The organism is Rhizobium sp. A37_96, from assembly GCF_053521765.1.
On record NZ_JBNWDS010000001.1, the window covers coordinates 550298 to 576702 of the forward strand.

Consider the following 26405-nt stretch of genomic DNA (forward strand, 5'->3'; position numbering starts at 1 on the left):
CCACCGTCTCCCCCATAGAAAGGACCATCCATGACCAAATTGTTCGAACCAACGAAGCTTGGCGATATCTCCCTTGCCAACCGCATCGTCATGGCGCCGCTGACGCGCAATCGCTCGCCGAATGCCGTGCCGAACGAGCTGAACGTCAAGTACTACGCCCAGCGCGCGACAGCCGGCCTCATCATCACCGAAGCAACCGCCATCACCCACCAGGGCCAGGGCTATGCCGACGTGCCCGGCCTTTACACCAAGGAAGCGCTCGACGGCTGGAGGAAAGTCACGGACGCCGTCCACGCCAATGGCGGCAAGATCGTCGTGCAGATGTGGCATGTCGGCCGCATCTCCCACACAAGCCTGCAGCCGAACGGTGGCAAGCCGGTATCCTCGACGTCCCGTCGCGCTGAAAATTCGAAGACCTATCTGGTCAATAGTGACGGCACCGGCGGTTTTGCCGACGTCTCCGAGCCCCGCGCGCTCGAAACCTCGGAAATCCCGGGCATCATCGAAGATTATCGCAAGGCCGCCCGCGCCGCGATCGATGCCGGCTTCGATGGCGTCGAGATCCATGGCGCCAACGGCTATCTGATCGACCAGTTCCTGCGTGGCAATATCAACGACCGCACCGACCAATATGGCGGCTCGATCGAGAATCGCGCCCGCTTCCTGTTCGAAGTGGTCGATGCCGTCACCAAGGAAATCGGCGCCGGCCGCACGGCGATCCGCATTTCGCCGGTCACGCCATCCGGCGACGCTAGCGACCCGGCTCCACAGCCGCTCTTCACCCATGTCGTCGAAGGCCTGGCGAAGTACGGCCTCGCCTATGTCCACGTCGTCGAAGGCCAGACCGGCGGCAAGCGCGACTTCCTGCCCTTCGATTATGACGCCCTGCACGCAGCCTATAAGGCCGCAGGCGGCAAGGCCGGCTGGATGGTCAACAATGCCTACACCCGCGAGATGGCGATCGAAGCCGTCGAAAGCGGCAAGGCCGATGTCGTTGCCTTCGGCAAGCCCTTCATCTCCAATCCGGATCTGGTCCGCCGCCTGAAGGAAAATGCGCCGCTTGCTCCGTTCGATCAGGCAACGCTCTATGGCGGCGGCCCCAAGGGCTATGCCGACTATCCGACGCTTGACGAAGCAGCCTGAGCCGGTCTTCCCCATAAGGTTCTGATATCGACAGACACCCTCGCAACCATGTTGCGAGGGTGTTGCATAGCGGCGTTAGACACGAAGCGGGCGGCACCGGATGCAGCATCAGGCGGCCTGCAGGCAGCCGATCGACGTCAGGCTTGCGCGGATGGCCACATCGATCGGCGTATGCGGCTCTTCGCCGAGCACGGCCAGCAGCTTGTCGTTTCGCATCTGCAGCGGCACGTCCCAGAGATAGCTCATTTCGCGTAGCTCCCGCATGAACGGAACGAAGGGAGCGGCGAGAGGCACGATCCACCAGGGAAATGCCTTCACTTTTACCTTATGCCCCAGCACGCGCTGCACGGCATCGACCATCTGCCTGCCGTCGCCATCCCAATGGCCGCGCATATGATAGACGGCAAAGGTCGGCAGCTCGTCACCTTTCTCGATCAGCCTGATCATCGTCTCGGCAACATCGGGCAGATAAGCCCATTGATGACCGAGGCCCCGCTTGCCCGGATAGGTCATCGAGCGGATCAGCTTGCCCGGCGTCACCATGGCCTGGGAAAACCAGCTGTTGGCACGGGCCCCGCCGAAGAAATCGCCGGCACGAACGATGATGACCGGGGTGTCGCCCTGCTCCGCGGCGGCTTTCAAACGCCTCTCCATCTGTACGCGGATGGCCCCCTTACGGGTCTTCGGCTTTTGCGCGCTATCCTCGGTGACATTGGGGAATACGTCAGGGCCAAAATTATAGACCGTACCCGGCAGCACGATGCGCGCGCCGACCGCCTTGGCCGCAGCGATCGTATTGTCCAGCATCGGCAACACGACCTGCGCCCAGTTGCGATAGCCGGGCGGGTTGACCGCGTGCACGATGACATCGGCGCCTTCGGCCGCCTTGAGGACATCTTCCGCCCGCATGGCATCGCCCTGAAGCCAGTCGAATTCCGGCTGGCGGCGAGCGGCTTCGGCTGCGTTGCGGTTCAGCGCCCGGATGCGCCAGCCGCGAAGGGCGAGCCCCTCGGCGACCGCGCCGCCAATGCCGCCGGTTGCGCCGAGTATCAGGGCGGCTTTCGTATGGTCTGTCTGGTTGCTCATGGTCATCTCCATCGGTTTCGATGGGCAGACTATGCTCCGCGCCGACAATAAACGAAATTGCGGAAAAATCTGCAGATGATATACATAAATGTATGACGACACCTGAGCCAAGCTGGGATTTCTATCGCACCTTCCTTGCCGTGCTGGAGCACGGCTCGCTATCGGCCGCCGCCCGCGACCTTGGGCTGACGCAGCCAACGGTCGGCCGTCATGTCGACGCCTTGGAACAGTCGGTCGGTGCCGAGCTATTTACGCGATCGCAACAGGGCCTGTTGCCGACAGACGCCGCACTCGTCCTGAAACCCTATGCGGAGACGCTGGCCAGCACGACCGCCGCCCTGCTGCGCGCGGCGTCCGGCTCGCGAGACAAGGTCAGTGGCACGGTACGCATCAGTGCCAGCGAGGTCATCGGAACCGAAGTGCTGCCGCAGATCCTCGCGACGCTGCAGGCGCAATATCCCGAACTCATCGTGGAGCTTTCCCCCTCCGACGCGGTGGAAGACCTGCTGCAGCGCGAGGCCGATATCGCCGTGCGCATGGTCGCGCCCGCGCAGGAAGCCCTGCTGGCCCGGCATATCGGCACCATCTCGCTCGGCCTCTACGCCCATCGCAGCTATATCGAACGACATGGCAAACCCGAAACGATCGAGGAATTGCGCCGCAGGCACAAGATGATCGGCTTCGATCGCCAGACGGCCTATATACGCACGATGCTGAAGCGCTATCCGATGCTCGACGGCGTCTCCTTCAGCTTTCGCTCCGACCACAGCACGGCGCTGCATAACGCGTTGCGCGCAGGCATCGGTATCGGCTTCTATCAGACGCCGCTCGCAAGACGCGACGTGAGCCTCGTGCGCCTGCTGCCGGAGATCGAATTGTCGATAGAAACCTGGATCGTGATGCACGAAAACCTGAAGACATCGCCGCGCTGCCGCGTGACCTTCGACGCTCTCGTCGCCGGATTGCTGGACTATGTAAAGGAAAACGATGCCGGGGGACGGTCATGATTGCGGGAACGGCGGTCGAGCTGGTGCCATACGACCCGGCTTGGCCAGAGGATTTCGAACGCATCCGTGACAAGCTCGAACGATTGCTGACGCCTTGCGTCACGACGATCGAGCATATCGGCAGCACATCGGTTCCCGGCCTTGCCGCAAAGCCGCTCATCGATATCGACATCGTCCTGCGCGGTTCCGCCGACATCCCCCTGGCGACGCGGATTCTTCTGGAGCAAGGCTACGAACCGCGCGGCAATCGCTATGATGACGAGGTCTGGGCGTTCATGCGACGCGACGGCAGCCCGCCGGAACGCGTCTATCTCTGCCCGCCGCACAACCGGACACATGAGCGACGAATGATATTTCGCGACCATCTTCGGGCAAACCCTGCAGATGCCGCGGCCTATGCCACGCTGAAACTGGAACTTGCCGAAATCCACCGGCACGACGGCGACCGCTATACCGCCGAGAAGCGTCACTTCATCGACACCATCGTCGAAAAGGCGATCAGCCTGCGGAAGATCTAGGCGCCGGGCGCCGTGTCCACGGGCGGGAAATGCGACTGGCCGTCAATGACCTCCGTTTCCGGGCGGTCGCCGCCATCGGCATATTCCTCATGCCACTTGCCGCTCTCGTCCTGCCAGCTGATCTCAGCCGAGTCGCCCCCGACCTGCTGCTCGGCCGCCACGATCCTGGCAGCCTCGACAGCCTCGGAATGCGTCGGAAACGCTTCCGAATAAACGTCATGGAAACGATAAGCCCACCCACCGTCATGCGGTACGATTTCGTATACGACCTTGACCATTCATTTCCTCCTTCTCATCTGCCAAGACCTTCGGATCCGGACGTTACCGACGTGGCCGCGTGCATCTGAGACGGGTTTCGAGTATGCCGCGACATTTGTGGGTTGGGCAGACACTATTCATTCAGTATTCCATTAAACGGCACAGACTGCAAATCGCACCCTCCTGCTGCAAGCTTGATGTGCGAAATCATTGATTTAGAGTGCAACCGTGAATCGGCGCAGAGGTGGGGAAGTGTTTACAGCAAACTGGTTCAGGCAGGAAAAAGCGCTCTTCGTGGCGTTGGCAATCGCCGTCATCGCCTATGTTGGCGAGCATTCGGTGCTCGAAATGGGACAGACGGCATCGATGCTGGCGGCAGCGGCATTGATCGCAACGATTGTGCTCGCGTCCATGCGCGTCGCACATCATGCCGAGACGCTCGCCGTCAAGGTCGGCGATCCCTACGGCACGATGATCCTGACGCTCTCGGCCGTGGCCGTCGAAGTCATCATCCTCGCCATCATGATGAGCGGGGAAAGTTCACCGACGCTGGTGCGCGACACGATCTATGCTGCCGTCATGCTCGACATCAACGGCATTCTCGGGCTTGCTGCCCTTCTGGGCGGCCTGAAGCACGGCGAGCAGCCCTACAATGACGATTCCAGCAAGACCTACGGCGTGATGATCCTGACGGCCATGGGCATTTCGATGATCGTGCCGGAATTCATTCCCGATGTGAAATGGCACTACTACTCAGCCTTCACCATCGTCGCGATGATCGCGCTCTATGCGCTCTTCCTGCGCATGCAGGTGGGCAAGCACAGCTACTTCTTCAGCTACAGCTATCCGCGCACGGAGAAGAAGCTGGCGGTGCCCGAAGAGCACCACGATGACGAATCCACCACCACCTCGATCGTCACCATCCTGATCGGCGTCGTTCTGATCGGCGCGCTGGCCGAATTCATGTCAGCCTTCATGGATACTGGCCTCAGGGGCACGGGCGCGCCACCCGCCATCGCGGCAATCGTCGTCGCCGCCATTTCGGCGGCACCGGAAATTCTGACGGCCCTGCGTGCGGCGCTACGCAATCGCATGCAGGCGACGGTCAACATCGCCATGGGCGCCTCGCTGTCGACCGTCATCCTGACGGTGCCGGTCATGGAGGGGATCGCGCTCTACACCGGCCAGCCCTTCATCATGGCCATGTCGCCGGTGCAGACCGTCATGGTGATGATTACCCTGATCGCCGCCGCCATCAATCTCAACGACGGCGAAACCAATGCCATCGAAGGCATGACCCACTTCATTCTCTTCGCCACCTTCATCATGCTGACCGCGCTCGGCCTTTGATTCCGATTTCAAGCACTTGCACCGGCAGGCGGAATCAAATTGCGAGGCGCTTGAATCGATTGATGAAGCGGAAATCGGCGGCCTGAATACGAAAAAGCCCGCCATTTCTGGCGGGCTTTTCCTTGAAAGATCGGCGGCAGCTTACTTGCAGGCTGCGCAGAAGCGCTGGATGCGGCGGCAAGCTTCTTCGAGAAGTTCTTCCGAGGTCGCGTAGGAGATGCGGAAGTTCGGGCCAAGGCCGAAAGCCGAGCCGTGAACGACGGCAACGCCTTCCGATTCCAGCAACTCGGACACGAAATCCTCATCCGTCTCGATGACCTTGCCGGTCGGAGCCGTCTTGCCGATCAGGCCGGCGCAGGACGGATAGACGTAGAAGGCGCCTTCCGGAACCGGGCAGGAAAGACCCTTCGCCTGGTTCAGCATCGACACGACGAGGTCGCGGCGACCTTCGAAGATCTTCTTGTTCTGCGGAATGAAATCCTGCGGACCGTTCAGCGCTTCAACGGCAGCCCATTGCGCGATCGAGGTCGCACCCGAGGTCTGCTGGCCCTGGATCATGTCCATGGCCTTGATGAGCTGCAACGGGCCGGCGGCGTAGCCGATACGCCAGCCAGTCATCGCATAGGCTTTCGAGACGCCGTTCATCGTCAACGTGCGATCATAGAGGCTCGGCTCGACTTCGACCGGCGTGGCGAATTTGAACTCGCCATAGGTCAGGTGCTCATACATGTCGTCGGTCAGGATCCAGACATGCGGATGCTTGACCAGCACGTCCGTCAGCGCCTTCAGCTCGGCATGCGTATAGGCAGCGCCCGACGGGTTGGACGGCGAGTTGAACATGAACCACTTGGTCTTCGGCGTGATCGCCTTTTCGAGGTCGGCGGGCTGCAGCTTGAAGCTGTTGGCCTGCGTCGTCGCGACGAAAACCGGCGTGCCGCCGCACAGCGCCACCATTTCCGGGTAGGAAACCCAGTAAGGCGTCGGAATGATGACTTCGTCGCCGGGGTTCAGCGTCGCCATGAAGGCGTTGAACAGAATCTGCTTGCCGCCCGTGCCGACGATGGTCTGCTCGGGAGCATAGTCCAGATTGTTTTCGCGCTTGAACTTGGCGGCGATTGCCTTGCGAAGTTCCGGGATGCCGGAAACCGGCGTGTACTTCGTCTCGCCGCGATTGATCGCGTCGATGGCGGCCTTCTTGATATTGTCTGGCGTATCGAAATCCGGCTCACCGGCGCCGAGGCCGATCACGTCGCGTCCTTTTGCTTTCAGCTCGCGCGCTTTCTGGGAAACGGCGATGGTGGCAGAAGGCTTTACACGGGAAAGAGCGTCGGCAAGAAAGGCCATGGTGATCGGTCCTATTCGGTTGAAATTGGCAGAAAGCCTGCGGACCAGTTTTCTGCGCTAAGCTCTATGTCGAATATGGGCCGACGTTTCAAGCATAAAGGCGTCACAGTGGCTTTATTTCATGGCTTTCCGGGCGCCCCATATGCGTCCCTTTTACCCGGTTGGAGCGCTGCAATACGGGTTGAACAGCCCCCTAAAACCGGAAGGGATCGATCACAGCGCGATACGGACGGCCCGGCCCAAACTTGAATCGATACGCGAAGCAGTTGATTCAACTTCTGAAGAGCATCGAAATTTCCGATTTGGAACAAACACTTCCCAACTGCCCGATCTCCTCGCGCGTATCTCCAACCTTTATCGCAGAAGGGCACCCCAACCTCAGTCCGGATCGAGGGCGTCGAACAAGAGCCTAATAGCTCGCGGAGAAGAACACAAAGGCGTTATCGCCTCCACCGCCAGCCTTGAATGCCGGCTCGATGGCCCCACCTTGCGGAAAGCGCCGAAATAAATGGGGAGGTCGCAAGGATGCGTGCTCGGGGATTGTCGATCGCCGTGATGGTCAGCGCCCTGCTGTCGGCAACAATTTCGCGCGCCGAACCGGCGCAAACGATTAAGACGCAGAAGGTAGCCGTCAAGGTCGAGACGATAGCCACGGGGCTCGATCACCCCTGGGCGGCCGAAATGCTGCCGGACGGCGCCTATCTCGTTACCGAGCGCCCTGGCCGCATGCGGCTTGTCCGCGACAGCAAGGTCTCCGCTCCAATAGTCGGAGTGCCGGAGGTCTATGCGCGCGGACAAGGCGGGCTGCTGGACGTGGCGCTGGACCCGAAATTCTCCAGCAACCGCACCCTTTATTTCACCGCCTCGGTGGCAGGCGATGGCGGAAGCGGCACGGCCGTCTTCCGCGCCGGACTGTCGCGGGACGAAAAGCAGCTGACCGACGTGAAGCGCATCTTCCTCATGAACAAGCTGTCGCGCGGCGACATCCAATATGGCTCGCGCATCGCCATCGCCCGAGATGGCAGCCTCTTCGTCAGCCTCGGCGATCGCGGCCAGCAGGACCGCGCCCAGGATTTCCACGACGATGCCGGCTCCATCATCCACATTGAGACCGATGGAGGCATCCCCGCCGACAATCCGTTCAAGGATGGCAAGCACGCGCTTGCCGAAATCTGGTCGAAGGGCCACCGCAATCCGCAGGGCATCACGTTCGACAGCGAAACGAACAGGCTCTATACCGCCGAGCACGGCGCTAAGGGCGGCGACGAGATCAATACGCCGGAAGCCGGCAAGAATTACGGCTGGCCCGTTATCTCCTACGGCGTCAACTACAACGGCACCAAGATCGGTATCGGCACGGCAAAGCCGGGCATGGAGCAGCCTCGCTTCTATTGGGATCCTTCGATCGCCCCGGGCGCCATCGCCATCTACCGCGGCGAGATGTTTCCCGAATGGAACGGCGACCTCCTGGTTACCGCGCTGAAGTTTCAGCTGCTCTCCCGGCTGAGCCAGGACGGCAAAGGCAAGATCACCGAACAGGAGCGCATGTTTGACGGCGAATTCGGCCGCATGCGCGATATCACGGTTGCGCCCGACGGCGCGCTGCTGATCACGACCGATGAAGACGACGGCGCCCTTCTTCGGGTTTCAAGGGCCGCGAGCTAATGGCCGCTGGGGCGCCGCTTGTGGCGCCTTTCGCCCTTGCCCGGCGCAAAAGCAACTGCTAACGGTCGCCTCACTCCTTTCTCCCCTCCCGCAGGATGCAGATGTCTCGCATACAGGCGAATTTGTTGTTGTTGGTTGCCGCCGCGATCTGGGGCGGTGGCTTCGTTGCGCAATCGACTGCAATGAAATCGATCGGCCCCTTCTGGTTCATCGGCCTGCGGTTTGCCGTGGCCACCATGGTCGTGCTGCCCTTCGTGTGGCTGGAAAAGAGAAAGGCCCGAAAGCCGCTGACATCGCGCAACTGGCTCGTCTTCCTGCTGATCGGCCTCAGCCTTTTCGGGGGAGCCGCAACGCAGCAGCTGGGTCTTTTGACGACGACGGTAACGAATTCCAGCTTCATAACCGGCCTCTACGTGGTGTTCGTGCCGCTGATTGCCGTCATCTTCCTGCGCCGCTCGCCGCATTGGATCATCTGGCCCGCCGCGCTGATGGCGCTCTGCGGCATCTATCTGCTGTCGGGCGGCTCCTTCTCGCGCCTGACGACCGGCGACTTCCTGACCGTAATCTGCGCGCTGTTCTGGGCGGCGCAAATTACCCTTGCAGGCACCGCCGTCAACGAAACCGGCCGGCCGCTTGGCATTTCCGCCACGCAATTCGCCGTCTGTGCCGTGCTTGCCCTGGCGGTTGCCGCAACCATCGAGCCGATCAGCCTTGCCGATATCCGCGCAGCGCTCGGCGAGATCCTCTATGTCGGCATCTTTTCGTCCGGGCTGGCTTTCGCGCTGCAGGTCATCGGCCAGCGCTACACGACCGCCCCGCAGGCGGCGATCTTCCTTTCCTCGGAAGCATTGTTTGGAGCGTCGCTTGGCGCCTTATTGCTGGGCGAGACCATAGGCCCGCTCGGCTATGTCGGTTGTGCCCTGATGTTTGTCGCGATGCTTGCCGTCGAACTGGTGCCGGAATTGACCCGCCGCCGCGGTGCTGCAGCCTAAAAAAGCCCCGAAACGCGCACTTTTGGCGACCTGGCGCACGGTTCGCCGAAATTTTTCCGCGCGATCAAAAATGGACGCTCGCGCCGGCTGATTTGGCAAAATTACGCTCAAACTATATCGCGAACGATGCAAAAACCTTAGAAACCTGTTTCAAAGTGGGAAAATTTGCGAATCGCTTTAACACAGTAGCGTTACGGCATTGTGCTGGAGCCGACGCGTTAAAAAACTTTTGCTTGCCAATTTCCCATAAACACAGCACTCTCAGGGGTGTTCGGGCATTTTTAGAGCATGGGAAGTCCTAATAGAATTGCGCGCCGGGAACGCTAATATTCCGGTCAGCTTGATTGCGAAGCGGGGTGGCAAACATCGCATCGAGATCATGCCGAGGTATAGGGGACCTTTTCCTTCAAATTCCGAGAACTGCCTGTAAGCGCCCGCAAGGGCAACACAAGTAATGCTGCCCGTGTGGATGGTGGGCAGAGAGAAAAGGACCTGAGGCATGGCCGAGACTGGCACTGTAAAGTTTTTCAATACCGATAAGGGCTTTGGTTTCATTAAACCGGACAAGGGTGGAGCTGACATCTTTGTGCACATTTCTGCAGTTCAGGCTTCTGGTCTGGCAGGATTGTCGGAAAACCAGAAGGTAAGCTTCGACACGGAACCGGATCGCCGCGGCAAAGGGCCGAAGGCTGTCAATCTGCAGATTGCCGGCTGAAACGCCTTACGGCTATCAAATTCGAGTTGAAGCCCGGCAGCGATGCCGGGTTTTGTCATTCAGTCTGTATTCACTTTGCCGCCGGTAGTCTGCATCTCATCAAAGAGCGGGAGGAACAGTTGTCCCGCTCCCGTTAGAGGATAGGCTAATGACCATACTCGGCAAAACGCTCGTCATGTCCGCCGTGACCGCGGCATTGACGCTGACTTCCATGAGCGCCGCCTCCGCAGACGAATATTGGCGTCATCGCGACCGCGATGGCTGGGCGATCGGCGCTGCCGGGCTCGCCACCGGCCTGATCGTCGGCTCGGCCATTGCCAGCCAGCCGCGTTATGTCGAGCCGGCGCCGGTCTATGTCGATCCAGACTACGATGCGCCTCCCCCGCCCTACTACTATCGCCCGCCGCCGCGCCGCGTCTATGTCGAGCGGGATGCCAGCTACTATGCACCGCCGCCGGTATCGGGCCTGCGCCCCTGGTCGTCCGCCTGGATGCGCTATTGCTACGACCGCTACAGAAGCTTCGACGGCCGCTCCGGCACCTTTGTCGGTTATGACGGAATGCGCCATTTCTGCACGGCCGACTGATTTACGGGCAGTTGCTCACAGCATGACACGAGGAACCGAAGCGCCGCTTTCGAGCGGCGCTTTCTTTATAATCCCCGCAGGAAGGGGTTGGTTCGACGCTCGTCGCCGATCCGGCTTCCCGGTCCATGCCCGCAGATGAAGCCGACCTCGTCACCGAGCGGGAAGACCTTGTCGCGGATCGAGTTCAGCAGCTGCTGATGACTGCCGCCCGGCAGATCCGTTCTCCCGATGGAGCCGTTGAACAGCACGTCGCCGAGATGGGCGAAACCCTGCTTGCGGTTGAAATAGATGACATGACCCGGCGCATGTCCCGGGCAGTGGAAAACCTCGAACTCGTGCTCGCCGAAGGAAACCTTGTCGCCCTCCGTCAGGAACCGGTCCGGCACGACATTGCGCACGCCGCTGATGTTGAACATCTTGCCCTTGGCCTCGATATCCTCGAGCAGGAAGCGATCGTCCTCATGCGGGCCGATCACCTCTATGCCGAGCGCCTCGCGAACCTCATCGGCACCGCCGGCATGATCGATATGGCCATGTGTCAGCCAGATGGCTTTCAGGGTAATGCCGTTTTCGCGCACCGTTTGAAGGATCACATCGACATCGCCGCCCGGATCGACCACGACACCCTCCTTCGTCTCCGGATCGAACAGGATGGTGCAATTCTGTTCGAAAGGGGTCACCGGAATGATGCCGGCCTGGAGCATGCCCATGAAGCGCCTCGTCTGTTTGATCTTCGTGCTGCCGGTATAGCCGCAAACTTCCGGCAAAACAGCCCCTGCCGGCTTCAAACTGGCGCGAGCGCCAGCAGCCGTTTCTTGATGCCCTATAAAATATGTAGGTATTTCATATGATTAGCTGCCATTGAGCAAACCGGCAATGCTGTCCGGCGATGCCAGTCGGAACACTGAAGCACCCGACGCGTTGAGGTTACGTCTTTAAAGGCCAGAAGGAGAAAACCAATGTCCTTGAAGAGAAATCTGCTGCTGGCTGGTGTCATCCTCGCCGGCAGCGCGGGCCTGGCTCAGGCCGACATGTCCGCAACCACCGCCACCGACATCGAGGTCCGCTCGGGCCCCGGCGCGGAATTTCCGACGGTCGGCGTCGCGACGCGTGGCTCGGAGGCAACCCTGGATGGCTGCATCGAAGGCAGCCGCTGGTGCCGTGTCGATGTCAACGGCATGCGCGGCTGGGTCTATGCGCAATATCTCAGCGTCGAGCAGAATGGCGCATCGGTCGTCGTTCAGGATCATCGCGACGATCTCGGCGTTTCCACCGTCACCTACGAGCAGACCGACCCGCTCAAGACCGGCAGCGTTCAGGCCCCGCAGCCCGGCCCGAACGATCAGCTGCTGGGATCGGTCGATCAGGACGGCAGCGATGTCGTCGCAATCACGCCACCGGAAGAAATCCGAACCTATATCGACGACAATCCGGTCGATGCGGTCCAGCTGAACGGCGATGTGGCGGTCGGCGCCGCGGTTCCGCAAAGCGTGGAGGTACACCGCATTCCGGACTATCAGTACAGCTATGTCGAAGTGAACCATCAACCCGTGCTGGTCGATCCGGGAACGCGCCGCATCGTCTACGTCTATCGCTGATTCGCCCGAGAACCGAGAAAAGTGGCAAAATTCGCGTGCGGCCGCCCGGCCGCGTGCCCCCATGCTGGATTTCCCCCGGAATTTTCGCTGAATTCTCCCGTTGGAGTTGCCCTTCTATTTCCAGCGCTCCACGCATGATGTAATCCTAGTACCACTAAGGATTATCGCCGCTCCCAGGCCGCAATCCGGGGCGCGACGAGAGGGGATCCGGAAGCATCTTCCGGAGCAATGGGAGAAGGGTAGTCATGGAAAGTCTAGGGCCTATCATCACACAATTGATAGCCGGCGCGATCGGTGGCAACGCCACAAGCGCCGTTTTGAAGCAGGAGGGGATCAACCTCGTCGCCAGAACGATCGCCGGTGCGATTGGCGGCCTCGGCGGCGGCCTGATCCTCAATCTGATCGGCAGCGAGGCTCTGACCGGCCTCGTCGCGCAAGGCATATCCTCGCTGATCGCGGGTGGCGTGCTTTCGGCAATCGTCGGCGCGGTTCTCGGCCGCAAGTCGTAAATTTTCAAAGCCCTGCAAGCCGGGCGGAGCAACACGCCCTGCTTGCGCGGTTTCGATGCAAAATCTTGTTTGGCAATCGCGATCCTGAGATCTGTTTGCCATGCCGTGTCATATCGGCCTCTCAACATGAGAGAGGATGACGGGAAGACGGGCGGACGCAGCTGTGCCGGCTTCGCCTCCTTGAAGCCGACACCGTCAGGGCACGCTCTCCTTCCGAATGGTCTCCCGGGATCGCCTCCACCTCGCAGCACAGGATTGATGATTGTTCCTCCCTCGCTCCATCCATGAGGTGCAGCAGAGGGAAATGCAGGATATGTTGGAGTTTTGCAGGGTTGCGCTTAAATCCTGTAATGCCATTGGAGCTGTCGGCATTGTGCGAACGTGATTGGCAACGTAAAAATGCGTCAATAAAGCTGACATATTTTTGCGTAAGTTTCCCGAATGCTCCAAAATAGGAAAGGAAATGCCAGGGTGCCACGACAGACGAGCCAGAATGCGGCAAAGACGGAGCTGCTGGAAACACCGCTGCAGAATGCGGGGATCATTGATTTCGAGGTCATCGAGCTGCTTTTCTTCGCCTACCGCGACTTCGTTTCGGATCCGGACCAGATTCTCGTCAAGAGCGGCTTCGGGCGCGCTCATCATCGCGTCGTTCACTTCGTTAACCGCGAACCCGGCATGACGGTTGCGGACCTTCTGGAAACATTGCAGATCACCAAACAGAGTTTGGCGCGGGTCCTCAAACAATTGATCGATTCGGGTTATATTCGGCAGGTCGCAGGCCCGGAAGACCGACGACAACGGAAGCTTTACCCGACGCGGGCCGGCCGCGATCTGGCGCTGGCGCTGGCCGAGCCGCAATCGCGCCGCATTGAACGGGCATTCGAAGGCGCGTCGGAAGCGACCCGCGAAAGTGTGAAACGTTTCCTGAGGGGAATGCAGACCGAGAAGTGATGGCAGTTCAGGCCGGAAACCGGCCTGGTATGCGTCATCTCAATCTATGGGTAGGACAGGATCGAGACGGATCGAATGACGACAAAAACAGCAATCTCGGATGACGCCGCACATCTTCTGGTCGTGGACGACGATACCCGTATTCGCGCCCTTCTCAATCGTTACCTGATGGAAAAGGGATTCCGGGTAACGGCCGCCGCGGACGGCGCCGAGGCCCGCCGCAAGCTGGAAGGGCTCGACTTCGACCTCATCATCATGGACGTGATGATGCCCGGCGAATCCGGCATTTCGCTGACAGCGAGCCTGCGTGCGATCAAGAACATTCCGGTCATCATGCTGACCGCGCTTGCAGAGGCCGATTCCCGCATAGCCGGCCTCGAGGCCGGCGCGGACGATTATCTGCCGAAGCCCTTCGACCCGCGCGAGCTGGTGCTGCGCATCAACAACATCCTCCGGCGCAACGCCCCCGCCGATTCCCCGAAGATCGAGCTTGTGATGTTCGGGCCCTACACGTTCTCGCTCACCCGCAAGGAACTCAAGAAGGCGGCGGAGCTCATCCGTCTCACCGATCGCGAACAGGAAATCATGCTGCTGTTCGCCAAGCGTGCCGGCGAGACGATCCCGCGTCACGAACTCATCGGCAACGATGCCGAGGTCGGCGAGCGCACGATCGACGTGCAGATCAATCGTCTGCGTCGCAAGATTGAAGACGATCCGGCCAACCCTATCTGGCTGCAGACGGTGCGTGGCATCGGCTACCGCCTTAGCATAGACTGAGATCGGCTCCGCGGGACCAGGTTATGGTGACATTCGATTCGATCAGGCGCGACCAGGATCACACGCCATCCAACGGATTGCGGTGGCTTTCGCGCTGGATGCGTCGCTACATATTGCCGACCGGCCTCTATGCGCGCTCGCTGCTGATCTTCATCCTGCCGATGATCATCCTGCAGGCGGTCGTCACCGTCGTCTTCATGGAGCGCCATTGGCAGATGGTGACGCAGCGGCTGTCGATGGCGACCACGCGCGACATCGCCGCCATCATCACCATCATCGAGACCTATCCGCAGGACGCCGATTATTCCGCGATCACCCAGATCGCGAGGCAGAAGCTCGACCTCGCCATTTCGATCGAACCGGGAGGCGAACTGCCGCCGCCGCGCGAAAAGCCGTTCTTTTCGATCCTCGACGGCATCTTGAGCGATGAGATCCGCGATCAGATCAATCTGCCCTTCTGGATCGACACGGTCGGAAACTCCAGCCTGGTCGAAATCCGCGTCAAGCTGCCCGACAAGGTTCTGCGCGTCTTCGCCAAGCGCAGCCAGACCTATGCCTCCAATACCCACATTTTCATTCTATGGATGGTCGGCACCTCGCTGGTGTTGATCGGCATCGCCGTTCTGTTCCTGCGTGGCCAGATCCGCCCGATCCTGGCATTGGCCCGGGCTGCGGAGAGTTTCGGCAAGGGCCAGAGGCTGGAAAACTACTCTCCACGCGGGGCCGATGAAGTACGCCGCGCCGGCCTGGCCTTCATCCTCATGCGCGAGCGCATCGAACGCCAGATGGAGCAGCGCACGGCAATGCTGTCCGGCGTCAGCCACGACCTGCGCACCGTCCTCACCCGCTTCAAGCTGCAGCTCGCCCTTGTCGGAGACAATCCCGATCTCGTCGGCCTCAGCGAGGATGTCGAGGACATGCAGAGCATGCTCGAGGGATACATGGCCTTCGCGCGCGGCGAAGCCGAGGAAGACGTCGGCCAGTTCAAGCTCAGCGATATCCTCGAGAAGATCCAGCAGGACTTCACCCTGCATGGCAAATCCATGAGCTTCTCGATCGATGGCGACAATGAAATCTCCGTGCGCCCGAATGCCTTTACCCGTCTCGTGACTAACCTCGCCACCAATGCTCGCCGCTATGCCAAAACGCTCCGCATAGAGGCCAGGCACAGCGCCAAGTGGCTGACGATCGTCTTTGACGACGATGGCCCCGGCATTCCCGTCGAAGCGCGGGAGGATGTCTTCAAACCGTTCTTCCGGCTGGATGAGGCTCGAAACCTCGACAAATCAGGCACCGGCCTCGGTCTCGCCATTGCCCGCGACATCGCGCGCAGCCATGGCGGCAACGTCACGCTCGGCGACAGCCCGCAAGGCGGACTGCGTGCCACCATCCGCATTCCGGCCTGAGGAGACATCGAATGCCGATCGACATCGATGGCATGCATTGGCTGAACGCGCCGCCGATGTGGGAGGTAAACCAGGGTCGGCTGTTCGTCCAATCCGGCAGCAAGACCGATTTCTGGCAGGAAACCTATTATGGCTTCCATCGCGACGACGGTCACTTTCTCGGAATGCCGCGCCGTGGCGATTTCACCGCCGAAGTGACCTTCATCGGGCATTATCAGGAGCTTTATGACCAGGCCGGACTGATGGTCCGGCATGACGCCCGGCACTGGATGAAATGCGGGATCGAATATACCGACGGCGCCAGGCATTTCAGCGTCGTCGTCACCAACGGCAATTCCGACTGGTCGGCCTTCCGGCTGGATCACGAGTTCGACGCCATGTCCGCGCGGGTGACGCGCAACGGCGACGCCCTCTTCGTCCAGTACCGCACCGACAGGATGGACGGGTGGCGCATGGCAAGGCTTGCCTGGTTCGATCCTGCGCTGGAGGAAGTATCGGTCGGCCCGGCGTTCTGCTCGCCGCAGCGAGAAGGCTTCGAGGCGGAATTCCTCGATTTCAGCCTGACCGACCCGGTATCGAGGGATATTCACTGAGCTGATCAGAGAGCAACGTATCATCTTTGATGCAATGGTTAATCAGCAATTAACCAATACCAGCATAACGTGTTATCGAAATACGGGCGTAAGCCTAGAATTTGCTTTCATAAGAATCTCGATTTGAGGATGGCCCCGATAATGGATGCTACATACAATCTAAACGGTGGCTTTAAACCAACAACCAAGAGATCTGCGGATATTGATGGCCCAGATTTTTTCCCTACACCCGCGTGGGCTACCTACGCCTTAATAGATAATGAGAAATTCGAGGGCGATATATGGGAGTGCGCCTGCGGAAATGGCGCTATGTCAAAGGTATTGGAAGAAAATGGATATCGAGTATATAGTTCCGACTTATACAATCGAGGATTTGGCGATCACGGGATAGACTTTACAAAGTCCACTACTTATTGGGACAATATTATTACGAACCCACCATACAATAGCGCAGAAGCTTTTGTATCAAGTGGGGTGAAGCTATCAAAAAAGAAATTTGCGTTGCTACTCCGTCTGGCCTTCTTAGAAGGTGCCAATCGTGCAAATACGATTTTCTCGCACACTCCCCCGAGCCGCGTCTGGATATTTAGCGAACGTATCACGTTTTATGCTGCTGGAGCTGTCGTAAAGGGTAGTGGCACCACAGCATACGCATGGTTCGTATGGGACAAAGATGCCCCCAACCGCACAGAGATCAGATGGTTTAAGCCTGGTTACAAAAAATCGGCCTTTTAAGATCTACGGCCAGATACACGTCGTCGTCCGGCTTCGGTTATCTGTAGGCCGCCATTTATCTTAATAAGAAAACCTTCAGATACAAAATTGCCTTCAGCTCTTCTATGGGAAGAAATATTTCTCACACGCTGTTCCCAAATACGCTCATTAGGACGCGTTTGGGAGACTTCTAAATCGGCGTGGGTCAGTACGATTCTTCGAGATACTTCCCGTATTAACGATCGAAATGTAGCTCTACCAGCCCCATTGTCAAACAACACGTCCAATACTATCTCGGAAATTTCAAACTCGGTAGTTCGCCCCTGCGCATCTGGCATTACACGTCCTTTCAACTTGCGTTGAATCAACGTATACGAGCACCAAAAATTTGGCAACTAGACTAAGAGTACATAAAGAGCTCACGACATCAGGCACAATGTTTACTTCAATTACATCAGCTTCTTGCCATTCGGCACTGGCTGAGTCACCGCGGCAAGCACGATTGCACCCGTTTCGTCTTCGAAACCAAGGGTCAGCACCTCGGAGCGCACCGGCCCGATCTGCCGCGGCGGAAAATTGACCACCGCGAGCACCTGCCGTCCGACAAGAGTGTCCGGCGTGTAGTGCACGGTGATCTGCGCGGAGGAACGCTTGATGCCGATCTCCGGCCCGAAATCGATCCGCAGCTTGTAGGCAGGCTTGCGCGCTTCCGGAAAAGTCTCCGCTTCGATGATCGTTCCGACGCGGATATCAACCCGCTCGAAATCGCCATAGGTGATCTCTTCCGTCATGTCCTGCCCTTTATGGAAAATTCAGCCGGCCAGTTCCTGCGCCCGCTTGCGCGCCGCCTCGATAGCCGCATCGAACAGAGGCTGCATGCCATCCTCCGCCATCAGGACGCCTAGCGCCGCAGCGGTCGTTCCGCCGGGAGACGTCACGTTCTGACGCAGCCGCGAAGCGTCGTCGGGAGACTGGTGCAGCAACTCACCAGCCCCCGCGACGGTTTCCCGCGCGAGCCGCATGGCGAGGTCCGCCTGCAGGCCAAGCTTCCGGCCCGCCTCCGCCATGCATTCGACGAGATAGAAAACATAGGCAGGTCCGCTGCCCGAAACGGCAGTCACCGAGTCGATGTCGGCTTCGCCCGGCACCCATTCGACCGGGCCGGAGACTTTCAGCAGGTTCTGAACCAGTTGCCGCTGACGTTCGCTCACCCTCGCATTTGCAAAGGCGCCCGTGACGCCGCGCCCGACCATGGCGGGCGTGTTCGGCATGGCGCGCACCATCGCCGACTCTCCCAGATGCTGTTCCAGCGAGGACAGCGTCTTGCCGGCGGCGATGGAGACGGTGACCGTCCCCTCGCCCACGGCGGACTTGAGCGGCGGCAGAACCGCATCGATAAGCTGGGGCTTGACGGCGATGAAAAGGACGCCCGCCGTCAAGCCGGCAGGAACTTCGGTGACATGGCGCGCACCCGCATCCGCAATCATTTTCCGCATCGGCTCAGCGGGATTGGGATCGACGACGATGACCGACGAGCCAGGCACGCCGTTCTTCAGCCATCCTGTCAGCAATGCACCACCCATGTTGCCCGCGCCGATCAGCAGGATCGGCCCGGAGGATGCAAATGCATTGGCGGATTGTTCACCAGTCATGATTACGCTTCACCCACCGTTTCGAAAAGGACGGCTTCCATGGCGCGGTTCGCATCGAGCCCCGACCACACAACGAATTGGAAAGCCTGATAATAAGCCTCGCACGTATCGAGCGCGTTGGAAAGCAGCACCTCCACCTGCCGGTTGGTGGGCTCCGCCCCGCCGGACAGCAGCAGCGACTGCCGGAAGATGACGATATCCTCCTGGCGCCACAGATCGAAATGACCCATCAGCACCTGCCCGTTGATGCAGGACAGGAGCTTGATCACCTCGTTGACGCGCGGATCCGGAACCTTGACATCGAACGCGCAGGCTATGTGCAGTGCCTCGAACTCTTCCATCCAGGAGAACGAGACATGATAGTCGGTCCATCGCCCTTCGACGGTCATGGCGAGCTCATCCTCGCCGGACCGTTCGAACGACCAGTCGTTGTTGGCAGCAACGAATTCGATCATGTCGACCGGATTCGATTGTCGTTCGGCTTCAATTTCCATAAGGCTCATGCAGCACCTTCTTGACCGGATCGGTTGCAGCTTTCCCGTGACTCAACACTGAAAGAACGCAAACAGCCTTACTCCGGAAACATCCTCGGGATGATGTTGAACGGCTGCCAGACTAACGCTTCCACCATGCCCGGGGCTTACCAAGTCCGTTTCGAATCATCATTTAAAATCAGTGTATAATGGCATGCCCGGCATGCCAGCCCCTGAGCGGCGATTTTGGAAAAGGCGCTGTGGAAAGCTCTTCTGACGCCTATTCAGAAGGGAGTCATAACCGACTCTGGCGATTGGCTTTTTTGCCTATGTCCACAGGTGCAGAAGCAGACGGAAATTTTCAGAGGAAAAGGTGCGGCGAGCAGGCGCCGCACGGGTCCGCAGACGGAAAATGCGTTTATTCGCCCTTGGTGGCAAGCTTGGCTTCGAGCGCTTCGATTCTCGCAAGCAACGCGTCGTTTTCGTCACGCGCCTTGATCGCCATTTCGCGAACGGCCTCGAATTCCTCGCGCTTGACGATATCCAGGCTGTTCAGCCAGCGCTCGGCATGGGCATTGAAAGCCGTCTCTATCTCGCGACGCACGCCCTGGGCAGCACCGGCGGCATCGGTCATCAGCTTGGCGAACTCATCCAGGATTCGGTTCGGTCCAGTGCTCATAGCAATCTCCTTGCGGCCGTCGGCCCTGAACGGTCAGGCATCGATATGGGCCAGATAGTGTTGAGGTAGGATTTCCAAGGGGCCGATGCAAGCAAATTGAGATCGAGATAGGCCGGGACAACGCAGCCCCGGACAATAGAGAGAGCAACAAACGACTTGACCGTTTCGATGACGAACGCCATGTTCCGCGCACATTTGGATATAGCATGCCTTTATCCCGAAAACGCGCGTCACGTTCGGGATCCATGCTGCAACGGGCCCGACCATCTTGCTGACATCCGCCAATCTCGCCGCCATTCTGCCGTTTCCGGATATCGATCCGATCGCCGTTTCCATCGGCCCGCTCTCGATCCATTGGTATGGGCTTGCCTATGTGGCGGGCATTCTGCTCGGCTGGTTCTATGCCAGGCGGCTGGTCGACAATGGCAGGCTCTGGCTGAACGATACCGCTCCGATGACGCGCCAGCATCTGGACGACTTCATCCTGTGGGTCGCCTTCGGCATCGTTCTGGGCGGGCGCATCGGCTATATCCTGTTCTACGATCTCGATCCGGTACTCGCCAATCCGATCCGCGCCATCGAGGTCTGGAACGGCGGCATGTCCTTCCATGGCGGATTGATCGGCACGACCATCGCCATGATCCTGTTCGCAAGACGCAACAAGATCCCGGCATGGAGCCTGTTCGATATCGTTGCCGCCGTTGCGCCGATCGGGCTCTTCTTCGGCCGCATCGCCAATTTCATCAACGGCGAGCTCTGGGGCCGGGTAACGGATGTCCCTTGGGCGATGGTCTTCTGCAGTCCGCATGTGGTCGCCGCCCATAACGGCGTCTGCCCTGCCGGCCCCGATCCGCGCCACCCGAGCCAGCTCTACGAGGCCGGTATCGAAGGCATCGCTCTCTTCTTTGTTCTCTTTGCCCTCACCCGTTGGGCGTTCGCCTTGAAGAAACCGGGCACAGTCAGCGGTATTTTTGTCATCGGCTATGCCTTCTCGCGTATTTTTGTCGAATTCTTCCGTCAGCCTGACGAACAGCTTGGCTATCTGCTTGGCACGGGCTGGCTGACGATGGGCATGGTGCTGTCGCTTCCGATGGTTGCCATCGGCCTTTGGGCGGTCATCCGTGCCCGGCAGGCGTCCGCCAGACAGACAGCTTGAGGTGGGGTTCAATATCGCGTGGTCTTTCCAAAAGACGCTCCCAGTTCGTCAGGATCACGCATTAGTGAAAGCAAAGAATGACAACGGCGCTCGGGGAAAAAATCAAAGCCATCATCCGCACAAACGGACCATTGAGCATCACGGACTATTTTTCGCTGTGTCTCGCCGATCCGGTGCATGGCTATTACAAGACGCGTGAGCCCTTCGGCCAGTCCGGAGATTTCGTCACCGCACCGGAAATCAGCCAGCTCTTCGGCGAGATGATCGGCGTTTTCTTGGTGCATGCCTGGCAGCGGCATGGAACGCCGGCCGATGTGCGCCTCGTCGAGATCGGCCCCGGCCGCGGCACGATGATGTCGGACATGCTGCGCGTCATCGGCAAGCTGGCGCCGCCGCTCTATGATGCCATGACGGTGCATCTCGTCGAAACGAGCGAACGACTACAGGGCTTCCAGCGTCAGACCCTCGAAGCATATGGCGCAAAGGTCTCCTGGCATACGGATTTCGCCGAAGTGCCTGCCGGCTTTACCCTGCTTGCCGCCAACGAGCTCTTCGATGCCATTCCCATCCGCCAGTTCGTTCGCACCACCAATGGGTTCCGCGAGCGCGCGGTCGGCCTCGACGTCAATGACGAGCTGACCTTCACGACAGGCGTCGCCAGCCTCGACCCGGCGCTTCTCCCCGAGGGCGGGCTACCGCCGATCGGCACGATTTTCGAGATCGCCCCTGCCCGCCAGGCCGTCATGACGACGATCTGCGACAGGCTGGCAGCCCACGGCGGCACGGCGCTTGCCATCGACTACGGTCACATGGCGACAAGCTTCGGCGACACGCTGCAAGCCGTGCGCATGCACGAATACGACCCGCCGCTGGAGCATCCCGGCGAGGCCGACCTCACGAGCCACGTCGATTTCCAGCATCTGGCCCAAACCGCGCTTGCCTCCGGCATGCATATCAACGGCTGCTGTCACCAGGGCGATTTCCTTGTCGGGCTCGGCCTGCTGGAGCGCGCGGCGGCCCTCGGCCGGGATCAGGATGCGGCGGCTCAAGAGAGCATTCGCGTTGCCGTGGAAAGGCTTGCAGGCGCCGGTGAAGGCAAGATGGGAGAGCTTTTCAAGGTATTGGCAATCTCGAGCCCGGCGATCGATCTCCTGCCCTTTCGCCCTGTCGGCTGAAGACTGACCACCGATCCTGCGGATTGACAGTGCGCGTCGGGCTGGGCCAACATCCCGGCTCGATCGAACTGCTTCGCCGCTGCTGCGTTATTCATCGCACGACAGGCCAACCAAGATATCAAGGGATACTTTCGTTGCCGACACCACTTGCAAGCACGCTGCTGAGCGCCGCCGAGGCTGCCGGCATTCGCCACGGTTACTTCACCCGCGCCGGCGGCGTTTCGGAAGGTCTCTATCGCGGCTTGAACGTCGGCCTCGGCTCGAATGACGATCGCGACCATGTGCAGGAAAACCGCCGCCGCGTTGCTGGCTGGTTCGGCTTGCCCGTGGAACAGCTTGCGACCGTGCACCAGATCCATTCGCCTGATGTCGTGACCATCGGCGCGCAGTATGACGGCAGCCGGCCACAGGCCGATGCAATGGTAACCGCGACGCCGGGCGTCGCCCTTGGCGTGCTCGCCGCCGATTGCGGCCCCATCCTCTTCGCCGATCCGGAGAATCGGGTCATCGGTGCCGCCCATGCCGGCTGGAAGGGCGCCCTGACCGGCGTGCTGGAAAACACGATCGATGCGATGGTGGCGCTTGGCGCAAGACGTGAGGCCATCATTGCCTGCCTCGGCCCCTCGATCAGCCAGGCAAGCTATGAGGTCGGCCCCGAATTCGTCGAGCGCTTTCTCGCCCACGATCCCGGCTACGCCGCATATTTCGCCCCGTCCGAGCGGACCGGCCACGCCATGTTCGATCTGCCGGCCCTGACTGTCGATCGCCTCCGCAAGGCAGGCGTCGCGGCCGAGAGCCTGAACCTCTGCACCTATCCGGACCCAGAGCGTTTCTTCTCCTACCGCCGCACGACGCATGCGAAGGAGCCGGACTACGGACGGCAGATTTCCGCCATCGCCATCGGGGAGGCAGCTTGATATGGCCCTGCATTTCGAACGCAGTGAATTCGATGCGCGGCTGGCCCGGCTGCTGGCGAGAATGCAGGAGGAAAAGCTCGATGCCATGCTGCTCTTCGCGCAGGAGAGCATGTATTGGCTGACCGGCTACGATACGTTCGGCTATTGCTTTTTCCAGACGCTGGTCGTCAAGGCCGACGGGTCTCTGACGCTTCTGACGCGCTCGGCCGACCTTCGCCAGGCGCAGCTAACATCGGTCGTGACGGATATCCGTATCTGGGTCGATCGCGTCAACGCCGATCCGACTCTCGATCTCAAGGACCTTCTGTCCGATCTCGACCTTCTCGGCGCCCGCATCGGTGTCGAATACGACACCCACGGCATGACCGGCCGCATCGCCCGGCTGCTGGACCACCAACTTGCGAGTTTCGGCCAGATCGTCGATGCGTCCTACCTTGTCAGCCGCCTGCGTCTGACCAAGAGCCCCGCCGAAATCTCCAATGTCGAACGCGCCGCCGCCTTGGCCGACGATGCCCTGGACGCCGCGCTCTCCCTGGTCCAACCTGGCGCCGATGAGGCCGATATCCTCGCCGCCATGCAAGGCGCCGTCTTTTCCGGCGGCGGCGACTATCCCGCCAACGAATTCATCATCGGCTCAGGTGCGGAAGCGCTGCTCTGCCGCTACAAGTCCGGCCGCCGCAAGCTCGATGCCGACGATCAATTGACGCTCGAATGGGCAGGCGTCGACGCTCGCTATCATGCCGCCATGATGCGTACGGTCGTCGTCGGAAATCCGAGCCATCGCCATCGCGAACTCTACAGCGCCTGCCTGGAAACCCTGCAGGCGATCGAAACGATCCTGATGCCAGGGCACACCTTTGGCGACATCTTCGACATGCATGCCAGGATCATGGACGAGCGCGGCCTTGCCCGGCACCGCCTGAACGCCTGCGGCTACTCGCTCGGCGCCCGCTTCTCGCCCTCCTGGATGGAGCACGAGATGTTTCATATGGGCAATCCGCAGGAGATTCAGGAGAACATGTCGCTCTTCGTGCACATGATCATCATGGATTCCGACAGCGGCACCGCCATGACCCTCGGCCAGACCTATCTGACGACATCACAGGCCCCGAAAGCCCTCTCCCGCCACCCTCTCGAATTTCTTAACCGTTAGGGGCGTAAGATGCCGATCCTGGACGGTGAGACCGTCGGGAGAAAGGATCGCGTCAATGGGAGTGGTCAGGATAACGTTGACTGTCGCCGGCTTTTGCCTCGCGCTCTCCGCCTGCAATACCACGGACGCCCTTACGCCACCGGAAGCCATTGGCGACGCCGGCTCCAGCCCCGTCACGCAAGGCGATGTAGAGCGCATGGCAGCCGCGCCCCAACGCCGCCAGGTGTATCAGGATACGCAGGACAGCTACGGCTATCAGCAGCAGACCTCCCAGCAGGCATACCAGCAGCAAGGCTACGGCGGGACCGGCACGCTCGATGAACAGGCATCCGCGCTGAGATCGAACGGCACCAATCCCTACGCCTCCCGCCCTCTGGACAATTCCCGCACCGCTTCCATCGCTCCGGCCAACGATCAGGTTTCCGAGGCCGACGAGCAGAGCGAGGCCGATCGCCGTCTGTCGGACGATCCGCAACCACAGCAGCAACAGCAACAACAGGCGGACGATGACCAGCAGCCCGAACAGCAGCAGGCCTCGCTGCCGCCCGCGGCGTCAGCCGGCGGCAACAGCATCCGCTTCCTGCCGATCATCGGCGCTCCCGTCGAGGCCGTCACGCCGCTGTCGCGCCAGCTCGGCTCGGATGCCCGCTCACTTGGCCTGACGATCAAAAGCTCGAGTGATTCCAGCGCCGCCTATATCCTCAAGGGCTATCTTTCCGCCTTCCAGGACGGCCCGCAAATTTCCGTGACCTATGTCTGGGACGTGCTTGACGGCAACGGCAACCGCGTCCATCGGATACAAGGCTCCGAAAGCTCGCCGCTGAAGCGCGGCGACCCGTGGGCGGCCGTTCCTCCGGCCGTCATGCAGAAAATCGCCACCAAGACCATGTCGGAATTCAATTCCTGGCACGAATCCAACGGTGGATAGCCACAAGCTTTTCAGAAATATGAAAGCGAACACGCCTCTACCCCTTGCATTCGAGAGCGAGGCGGTTAAAAGCGCGGCTATCAGGTTGGTAACAGGCGGGCCAAAATGAAGATTTTCGCAGGCAATTCGAACCGGCACCTCGCCGAAGCGATCTGCAACTATCTCAATCTTCCTTTGGGTAAGGCGAGTGTCCGACGTTTCGCGGACCAGGAAATCTTTGTTGAGATCCAGGAAAACGTGCGCGGTGAGGACGTATTTGTCGTTCAGCCGACGTCGTTTCCGGCCAATGACCATCTCATGGAACTGTTGATCATGGTCGATGCGATGCGGCGCTCCTCGGCGCGGCGCATCACGGCTGTCCTTCCCTATTTCGGCTATGCCCGTCAGGACCGCAAGGCCGGCCCGCGCACGCCGATCTCGGCGAAGCTCGTGGCAAACCTCATCACCGAGGCCGGAGCGGATCGCGTGCTGACGCTTGATCTGCACGCCGGCCAGATCCAGGGTTTCTTCGATATCCCCACCGACAATCTCTACGCCCTGCCGATCCTGACGCGCGACATCATGGCGAACTACGATATCCGCAACGTCATGGTGGTTTCGCCGGACGTCGGCGGCGTCGTGCGTGCCCGCGCGCTGGCCAAACGTCTCGACTGTCTACTGGCGATCGTGGACAAGCGCCGTGATCGCCCCGGTGAGTCCGAAGTGATGAACATCATCGGCGATGTCACCGGCAAGGACTGCATCCTCATTGACGATATCGTCGATTCCGGCGGCACGCTCTGCAATGCCGCCGAGGCGCTCCTGAAGAATGGCGCGACGAGCGTAACAGCCTATATTACCCACGGCGTTCTGTCCGGCGGTGCGGTGACCCGCATTGCGAATTCGAAGCTGAAGGAACTGGTCATCACCGATTCCATCCAGCCGACGACGGCCGTGCAATCGGCGCCGAATATCCGCGTCATCACGACGGCAAGCCTCATCGGCGAAGCCATCAACCGCACCAGCCAGGAAGAATCGGTTTCCAGCCTGTTCGACTAGAGCAATCCCAGGAAAATTG

At 60.1% G+C, this 26405-nt stretch carries 29 protein-coding genes; 21 read left to right on the top strand and 8 right to left on the bottom strand.

The features are described 5' to 3' along the window. Positions 1-30 precede the first annotated feature (30 nt). The gene (locus tag ACQZ6J_RS02655; RefSeq protein WP_163987869.1) at positions 31-1143 is read left to right on the top strand and encodes an alkene reductase; all 1113 of its coding nucleotides are present in this window, start codon (positions 31-33) and stop codon (positions 1141-1143) included. A gap of 108 nt (positions 1144-1251) precedes the next feature. On the opposite strand, the gene ACQZ6J_RS02660 is transcribed toward ACQZ6J_RS02655, so the two are convergent. Beyond that, a complete protein-coding gene (locus ACQZ6J_RS02660) occupies positions 1252-2229 on the bottom strand; it encodes an SDR family oxidoreductase (protein ID WP_449081762.1) in 978 nt (325 codons plus the stop codon). A gap of 92 nt (positions 2230-2321) precedes the next feature. On the opposite strand from ACQZ6J_RS02660, the gene ACQZ6J_RS02665 reads away from it, so the two are divergent. Next, positions 2322-3236 carry a LysR family transcriptional regulator gene (locus ACQZ6J_RS02665; protein WP_449081764.1) on the top strand — a complete coding sequence of 305 codons (915 nt, stop codon included), beginning with the start codon at positions 2322-2324 and terminating at the stop codon, positions 3234-3236. Next, complete coding sequence (locus ACQZ6J_RS02670) at positions 3233-3754, top strand: GrpB family protein (RefSeq protein ID WP_449081766.1); 522 nt, start codon at positions 3233-3235, stop codon at positions 3752-3754. The genes ACQZ6J_RS02665 and ACQZ6J_RS02670 overlap by 4 nt, the downstream gene beginning before the upstream one ends. Here the strand turns inward: ACQZ6J_RS02670 and ACQZ6J_RS02675 are convergent. Continuing rightward, the gene (locus ACQZ6J_RS02675) at positions 3751-4032 is read right to left on the bottom strand and encodes a DUF2188 domain-containing protein (RefSeq protein WP_163987873.1); all 282 of its coding nucleotides are present in this window, start codon (positions 4030-4032) and stop codon (positions 3751-3753) included. The two genes, ACQZ6J_RS02670 and ACQZ6J_RS02675, sit on opposite strands and share 4 nt — an antisense overlap. Before the next feature lie 274 nt (positions 4033-4306). On the opposite strand from ACQZ6J_RS02675, the gene ACQZ6J_RS02680 reads away from it, so the two are divergent. Next, complete coding sequence (locus ACQZ6J_RS02680) at positions 4307-5362, top strand: calcium:proton antiporter (protein WP_449082746.1); 1056 nt, start codon at positions 4307-4309, stop codon at positions 5360-5362. 141 nt (positions 5363-5503) lie between these two features. On the opposite strand, the gene ACQZ6J_RS02685 is transcribed toward ACQZ6J_RS02680, so the two are convergent. Continuing rightward, positions 5504-6706, bottom strand: a complete 1203-nt coding sequence (locus tag ACQZ6J_RS02685; RefSeq protein WP_163987875.1) for a pyridoxal phosphate-dependent aminotransferase — start codon at positions 6704-6706, stop codon at positions 5504-5506. A 555-nt stretch (positions 6707-7261) separates the two neighbouring features. On the opposite strand from ACQZ6J_RS02685, the gene ACQZ6J_RS02690 reads away from it, so the two are divergent. The 4 genes from ACQZ6J_RS02690 (at position 7262) to ACQZ6J_RS02705 (ending at position 10664) form a co-directional block, all read left to right on the top strand. Continuing rightward, a complete protein-coding gene (locus tag ACQZ6J_RS02690) occupies positions 7262-8371 on the top strand; it encodes a PQQ-dependent sugar dehydrogenase (protein ID WP_449082748.1) in 1110 nt (369 codons plus the stop codon). Positions 8372-8472: 101 nt separating this feature from the next. Beyond that, the gene (locus ACQZ6J_RS02695; RefSeq protein ID WP_449081769.1) at positions 8473-9363 is read left to right on the top strand and encodes a DMT family transporter; all 891 of its coding nucleotides are present in this window, start codon (positions 8473-8475) and stop codon (positions 9361-9363) included. 499 nt (positions 9364-9862) lie between these two features. Beyond that, positions 9863-10078 (top strand): cold-shock protein, encoded by a 216-nt coding sequence (locus ACQZ6J_RS02700; RefSeq protein WP_004116423.1) that lies wholly within the window; start codon positions 9863-9865, stop codon positions 10076-10078. Between the two features lie 148 nt (positions 10079-10226). Next, positions 10227-10664 carry a BA14K family protein gene (locus tag ACQZ6J_RS02705; RefSeq protein WP_163987878.1) on the top strand — a complete coding sequence of 146 codons (438 nt, stop codon included), beginning with the start codon at positions 10227-10229 and terminating at the stop codon, positions 10662-10664. 65 nt (positions 10665-10729) lie between these two features. Here the strand turns inward: ACQZ6J_RS02705 and ACQZ6J_RS02710 are convergent, their stop codons facing one another. Then, complete coding sequence (locus ACQZ6J_RS02710) at positions 10730-11374, bottom strand: MBL fold metallo-hydrolase (RefSeq protein ID WP_449081771.1); 645 nt, start codon at positions 11372-11374, stop codon at positions 10730-10732. Positions 11375-11623: 249 nt separating this feature from the next. Here ACQZ6J_RS02710 and ACQZ6J_RS02715 point away from each other — a divergent pair, with 249 nt between their 5' ends. The 7 genes from ACQZ6J_RS02715 (at position 11624) to ACQZ6J_RS02745 (ending at position 17236) form a co-directional block, all read left to right on the top strand. Next, on the top strand, positions 11624-12262 hold the full coding sequence (locus tag ACQZ6J_RS02715) for a DUF1236 domain-containing protein (RefSeq protein WP_449081773.1): 639 nt from the start codon (positions 11624-11626) through the stop codon (positions 12260-12262). Between the two features lie 245 nt (positions 12263-12507). Next, on the top strand, positions 12508-12771 hold the full coding sequence (locus ACQZ6J_RS02720; protein ID WP_163987881.1) for a hypothetical protein: 264 nt from the start codon (positions 12508-12510) through the stop codon (positions 12769-12771). A gap of 471 nt (positions 12772-13242) precedes the next feature. Continuing rightward, entirely contained in the window at positions 13243-13725 is a 483-nt protein-coding gene (locus ACQZ6J_RS02725; protein WP_163987882.1) for a MarR family transcriptional regulator, read from the top strand. Positions 13726-13800: 75 nt separating this feature from the next. Next, positions 13801-14502, top strand: coding sequence for a response regulator (locus tag ACQZ6J_RS02730; RefSeq protein WP_112803826.1), 702 nt, complete (start codon positions 13801-13803; stop codon positions 14500-14502). Positions 14503-14525: 23 nt separating this feature from the next. Beyond that, positions 14526-15908, top strand: a complete 1383-nt coding sequence (locus ACQZ6J_RS02735) for an ATP-binding protein (RefSeq protein ID WP_449081776.1) — start codon at positions 14526-14528, stop codon at positions 15906-15908. An 11-nt stretch (positions 15909-15919) separates the two neighbouring features. After that, a complete protein-coding gene (locus ACQZ6J_RS02740) occupies positions 15920-16501 on the top strand; it encodes a DUF1349 domain-containing protein (protein ID WP_449081778.1) in 582 nt (193 codons plus the stop codon). A 141-nt stretch (positions 16502-16642) separates the two neighbouring features. Then, the gene (locus ACQZ6J_RS02745; RefSeq protein ID WP_449081780.1) at positions 16643-17236 is read left to right on the top strand and encodes a hypothetical protein; all 594 of its coding nucleotides are present in this window, start codon (positions 16643-16645) and stop codon (positions 17234-17236) included. A 428-nt stretch (positions 17237-17664) separates the two neighbouring features. Here ACQZ6J_RS02745 and ACQZ6J_RS02750 read toward each other — a convergent pair whose 3' ends face one another. The 4 genes from ACQZ6J_RS02750 to ACQZ6J_RS02765 form a co-directional block, all read right to left on the bottom strand. Beyond that, entirely contained in the window at positions 17665-18006 is a 342-nt protein-coding gene (locus tag ACQZ6J_RS02750; protein ID WP_449081782.1) for a tRNA-binding protein, read from the bottom strand. A 21-nt stretch (positions 18007-18027) separates the two neighbouring features. Further along, positions 18028-18867, bottom strand: a complete 840-nt coding sequence (proC, locus tag ACQZ6J_RS02755) for a pyrroline-5-carboxylate reductase (protein ID WP_163987886.1) — start codon at positions 18865-18867, stop codon at positions 18028-18030. 2 nt (positions 18868-18869) lie between these two features. Continuing rightward, positions 18870-19370, bottom strand: a complete 501-nt coding sequence (locus ACQZ6J_RS02760) for a type III secretion system chaperone family protein (protein ID WP_163987887.1) — start codon at positions 19368-19370, stop codon at positions 18870-18872. A gap of 388 nt (positions 19371-19758) precedes the next feature. Next, positions 19759-20019, bottom strand: a complete 261-nt coding sequence (locus ACQZ6J_RS02765; protein ID WP_449081785.1) for an accessory factor UbiK family protein — start codon at positions 20017-20019, stop codon at positions 19759-19761. Between the two features lie 268 nt (positions 20020-20287). On the opposite strand from ACQZ6J_RS02765, the gene lgt reads away from it, so the two are divergent. From lgt to ACQZ6J_RS02795, 6 genes are all read left to right on the top strand, one after another. Continuing rightward, on the top strand, positions 20288-21175 hold the full coding sequence (gene lgt / locus ACQZ6J_RS02770) for a prolipoprotein diacylglyceryl transferase (protein WP_449081787.1): 888 nt from the start codon (positions 20288-20290) through the stop codon (positions 21173-21175). A 77-nt stretch (positions 21176-21252) separates the two neighbouring features. After that, the gene (locus ACQZ6J_RS02775) at positions 21253-22350 is read left to right on the top strand and encodes a class I SAM-dependent methyltransferase (RefSeq protein WP_449081789.1); all 1098 of its coding nucleotides are present in this window, start codon (positions 21253-21255) and stop codon (positions 22348-22350) included. Positions 22351-22484: 134 nt separating this feature from the next. Beyond that, positions 22485-23267 carry a peptidoglycan editing factor PgeF gene (gene pgeF / locus ACQZ6J_RS02780; RefSeq protein ID WP_449081791.1) on the top strand — a complete coding sequence of 261 codons (783 nt, stop codon included), beginning with the start codon at positions 22485-22487 and terminating at the stop codon, positions 23265-23267. Between the two features lies 1 nt (position 23268). Further along, positions 23269-24420, top strand: coding sequence for a M24 family metallopeptidase (locus ACQZ6J_RS02785; protein WP_449081794.1), 1152 nt, complete (start codon positions 23269-23271; stop codon positions 24418-24420). Positions 24421-24475: 55 nt separating this feature from the next. Next, entirely contained in the window at positions 24476-25348 is an 873-nt protein-coding gene (locus ACQZ6J_RS02790) for a hypothetical protein (RefSeq protein WP_449081796.1), read from the top strand. Positions 25349-25453: 105 nt separating this feature from the next. Then, positions 25454-26386: a ribose-phosphate pyrophosphokinase gene (locus ACQZ6J_RS02795; protein WP_163987894.1), complete on the top strand. Its 933-nt coding sequence runs from the start codon at positions 25454-25456 to the stop codon at positions 26384-26386. The last annotated feature ends 19 nt before the right edge of the window (positions 26387-26405 follow it).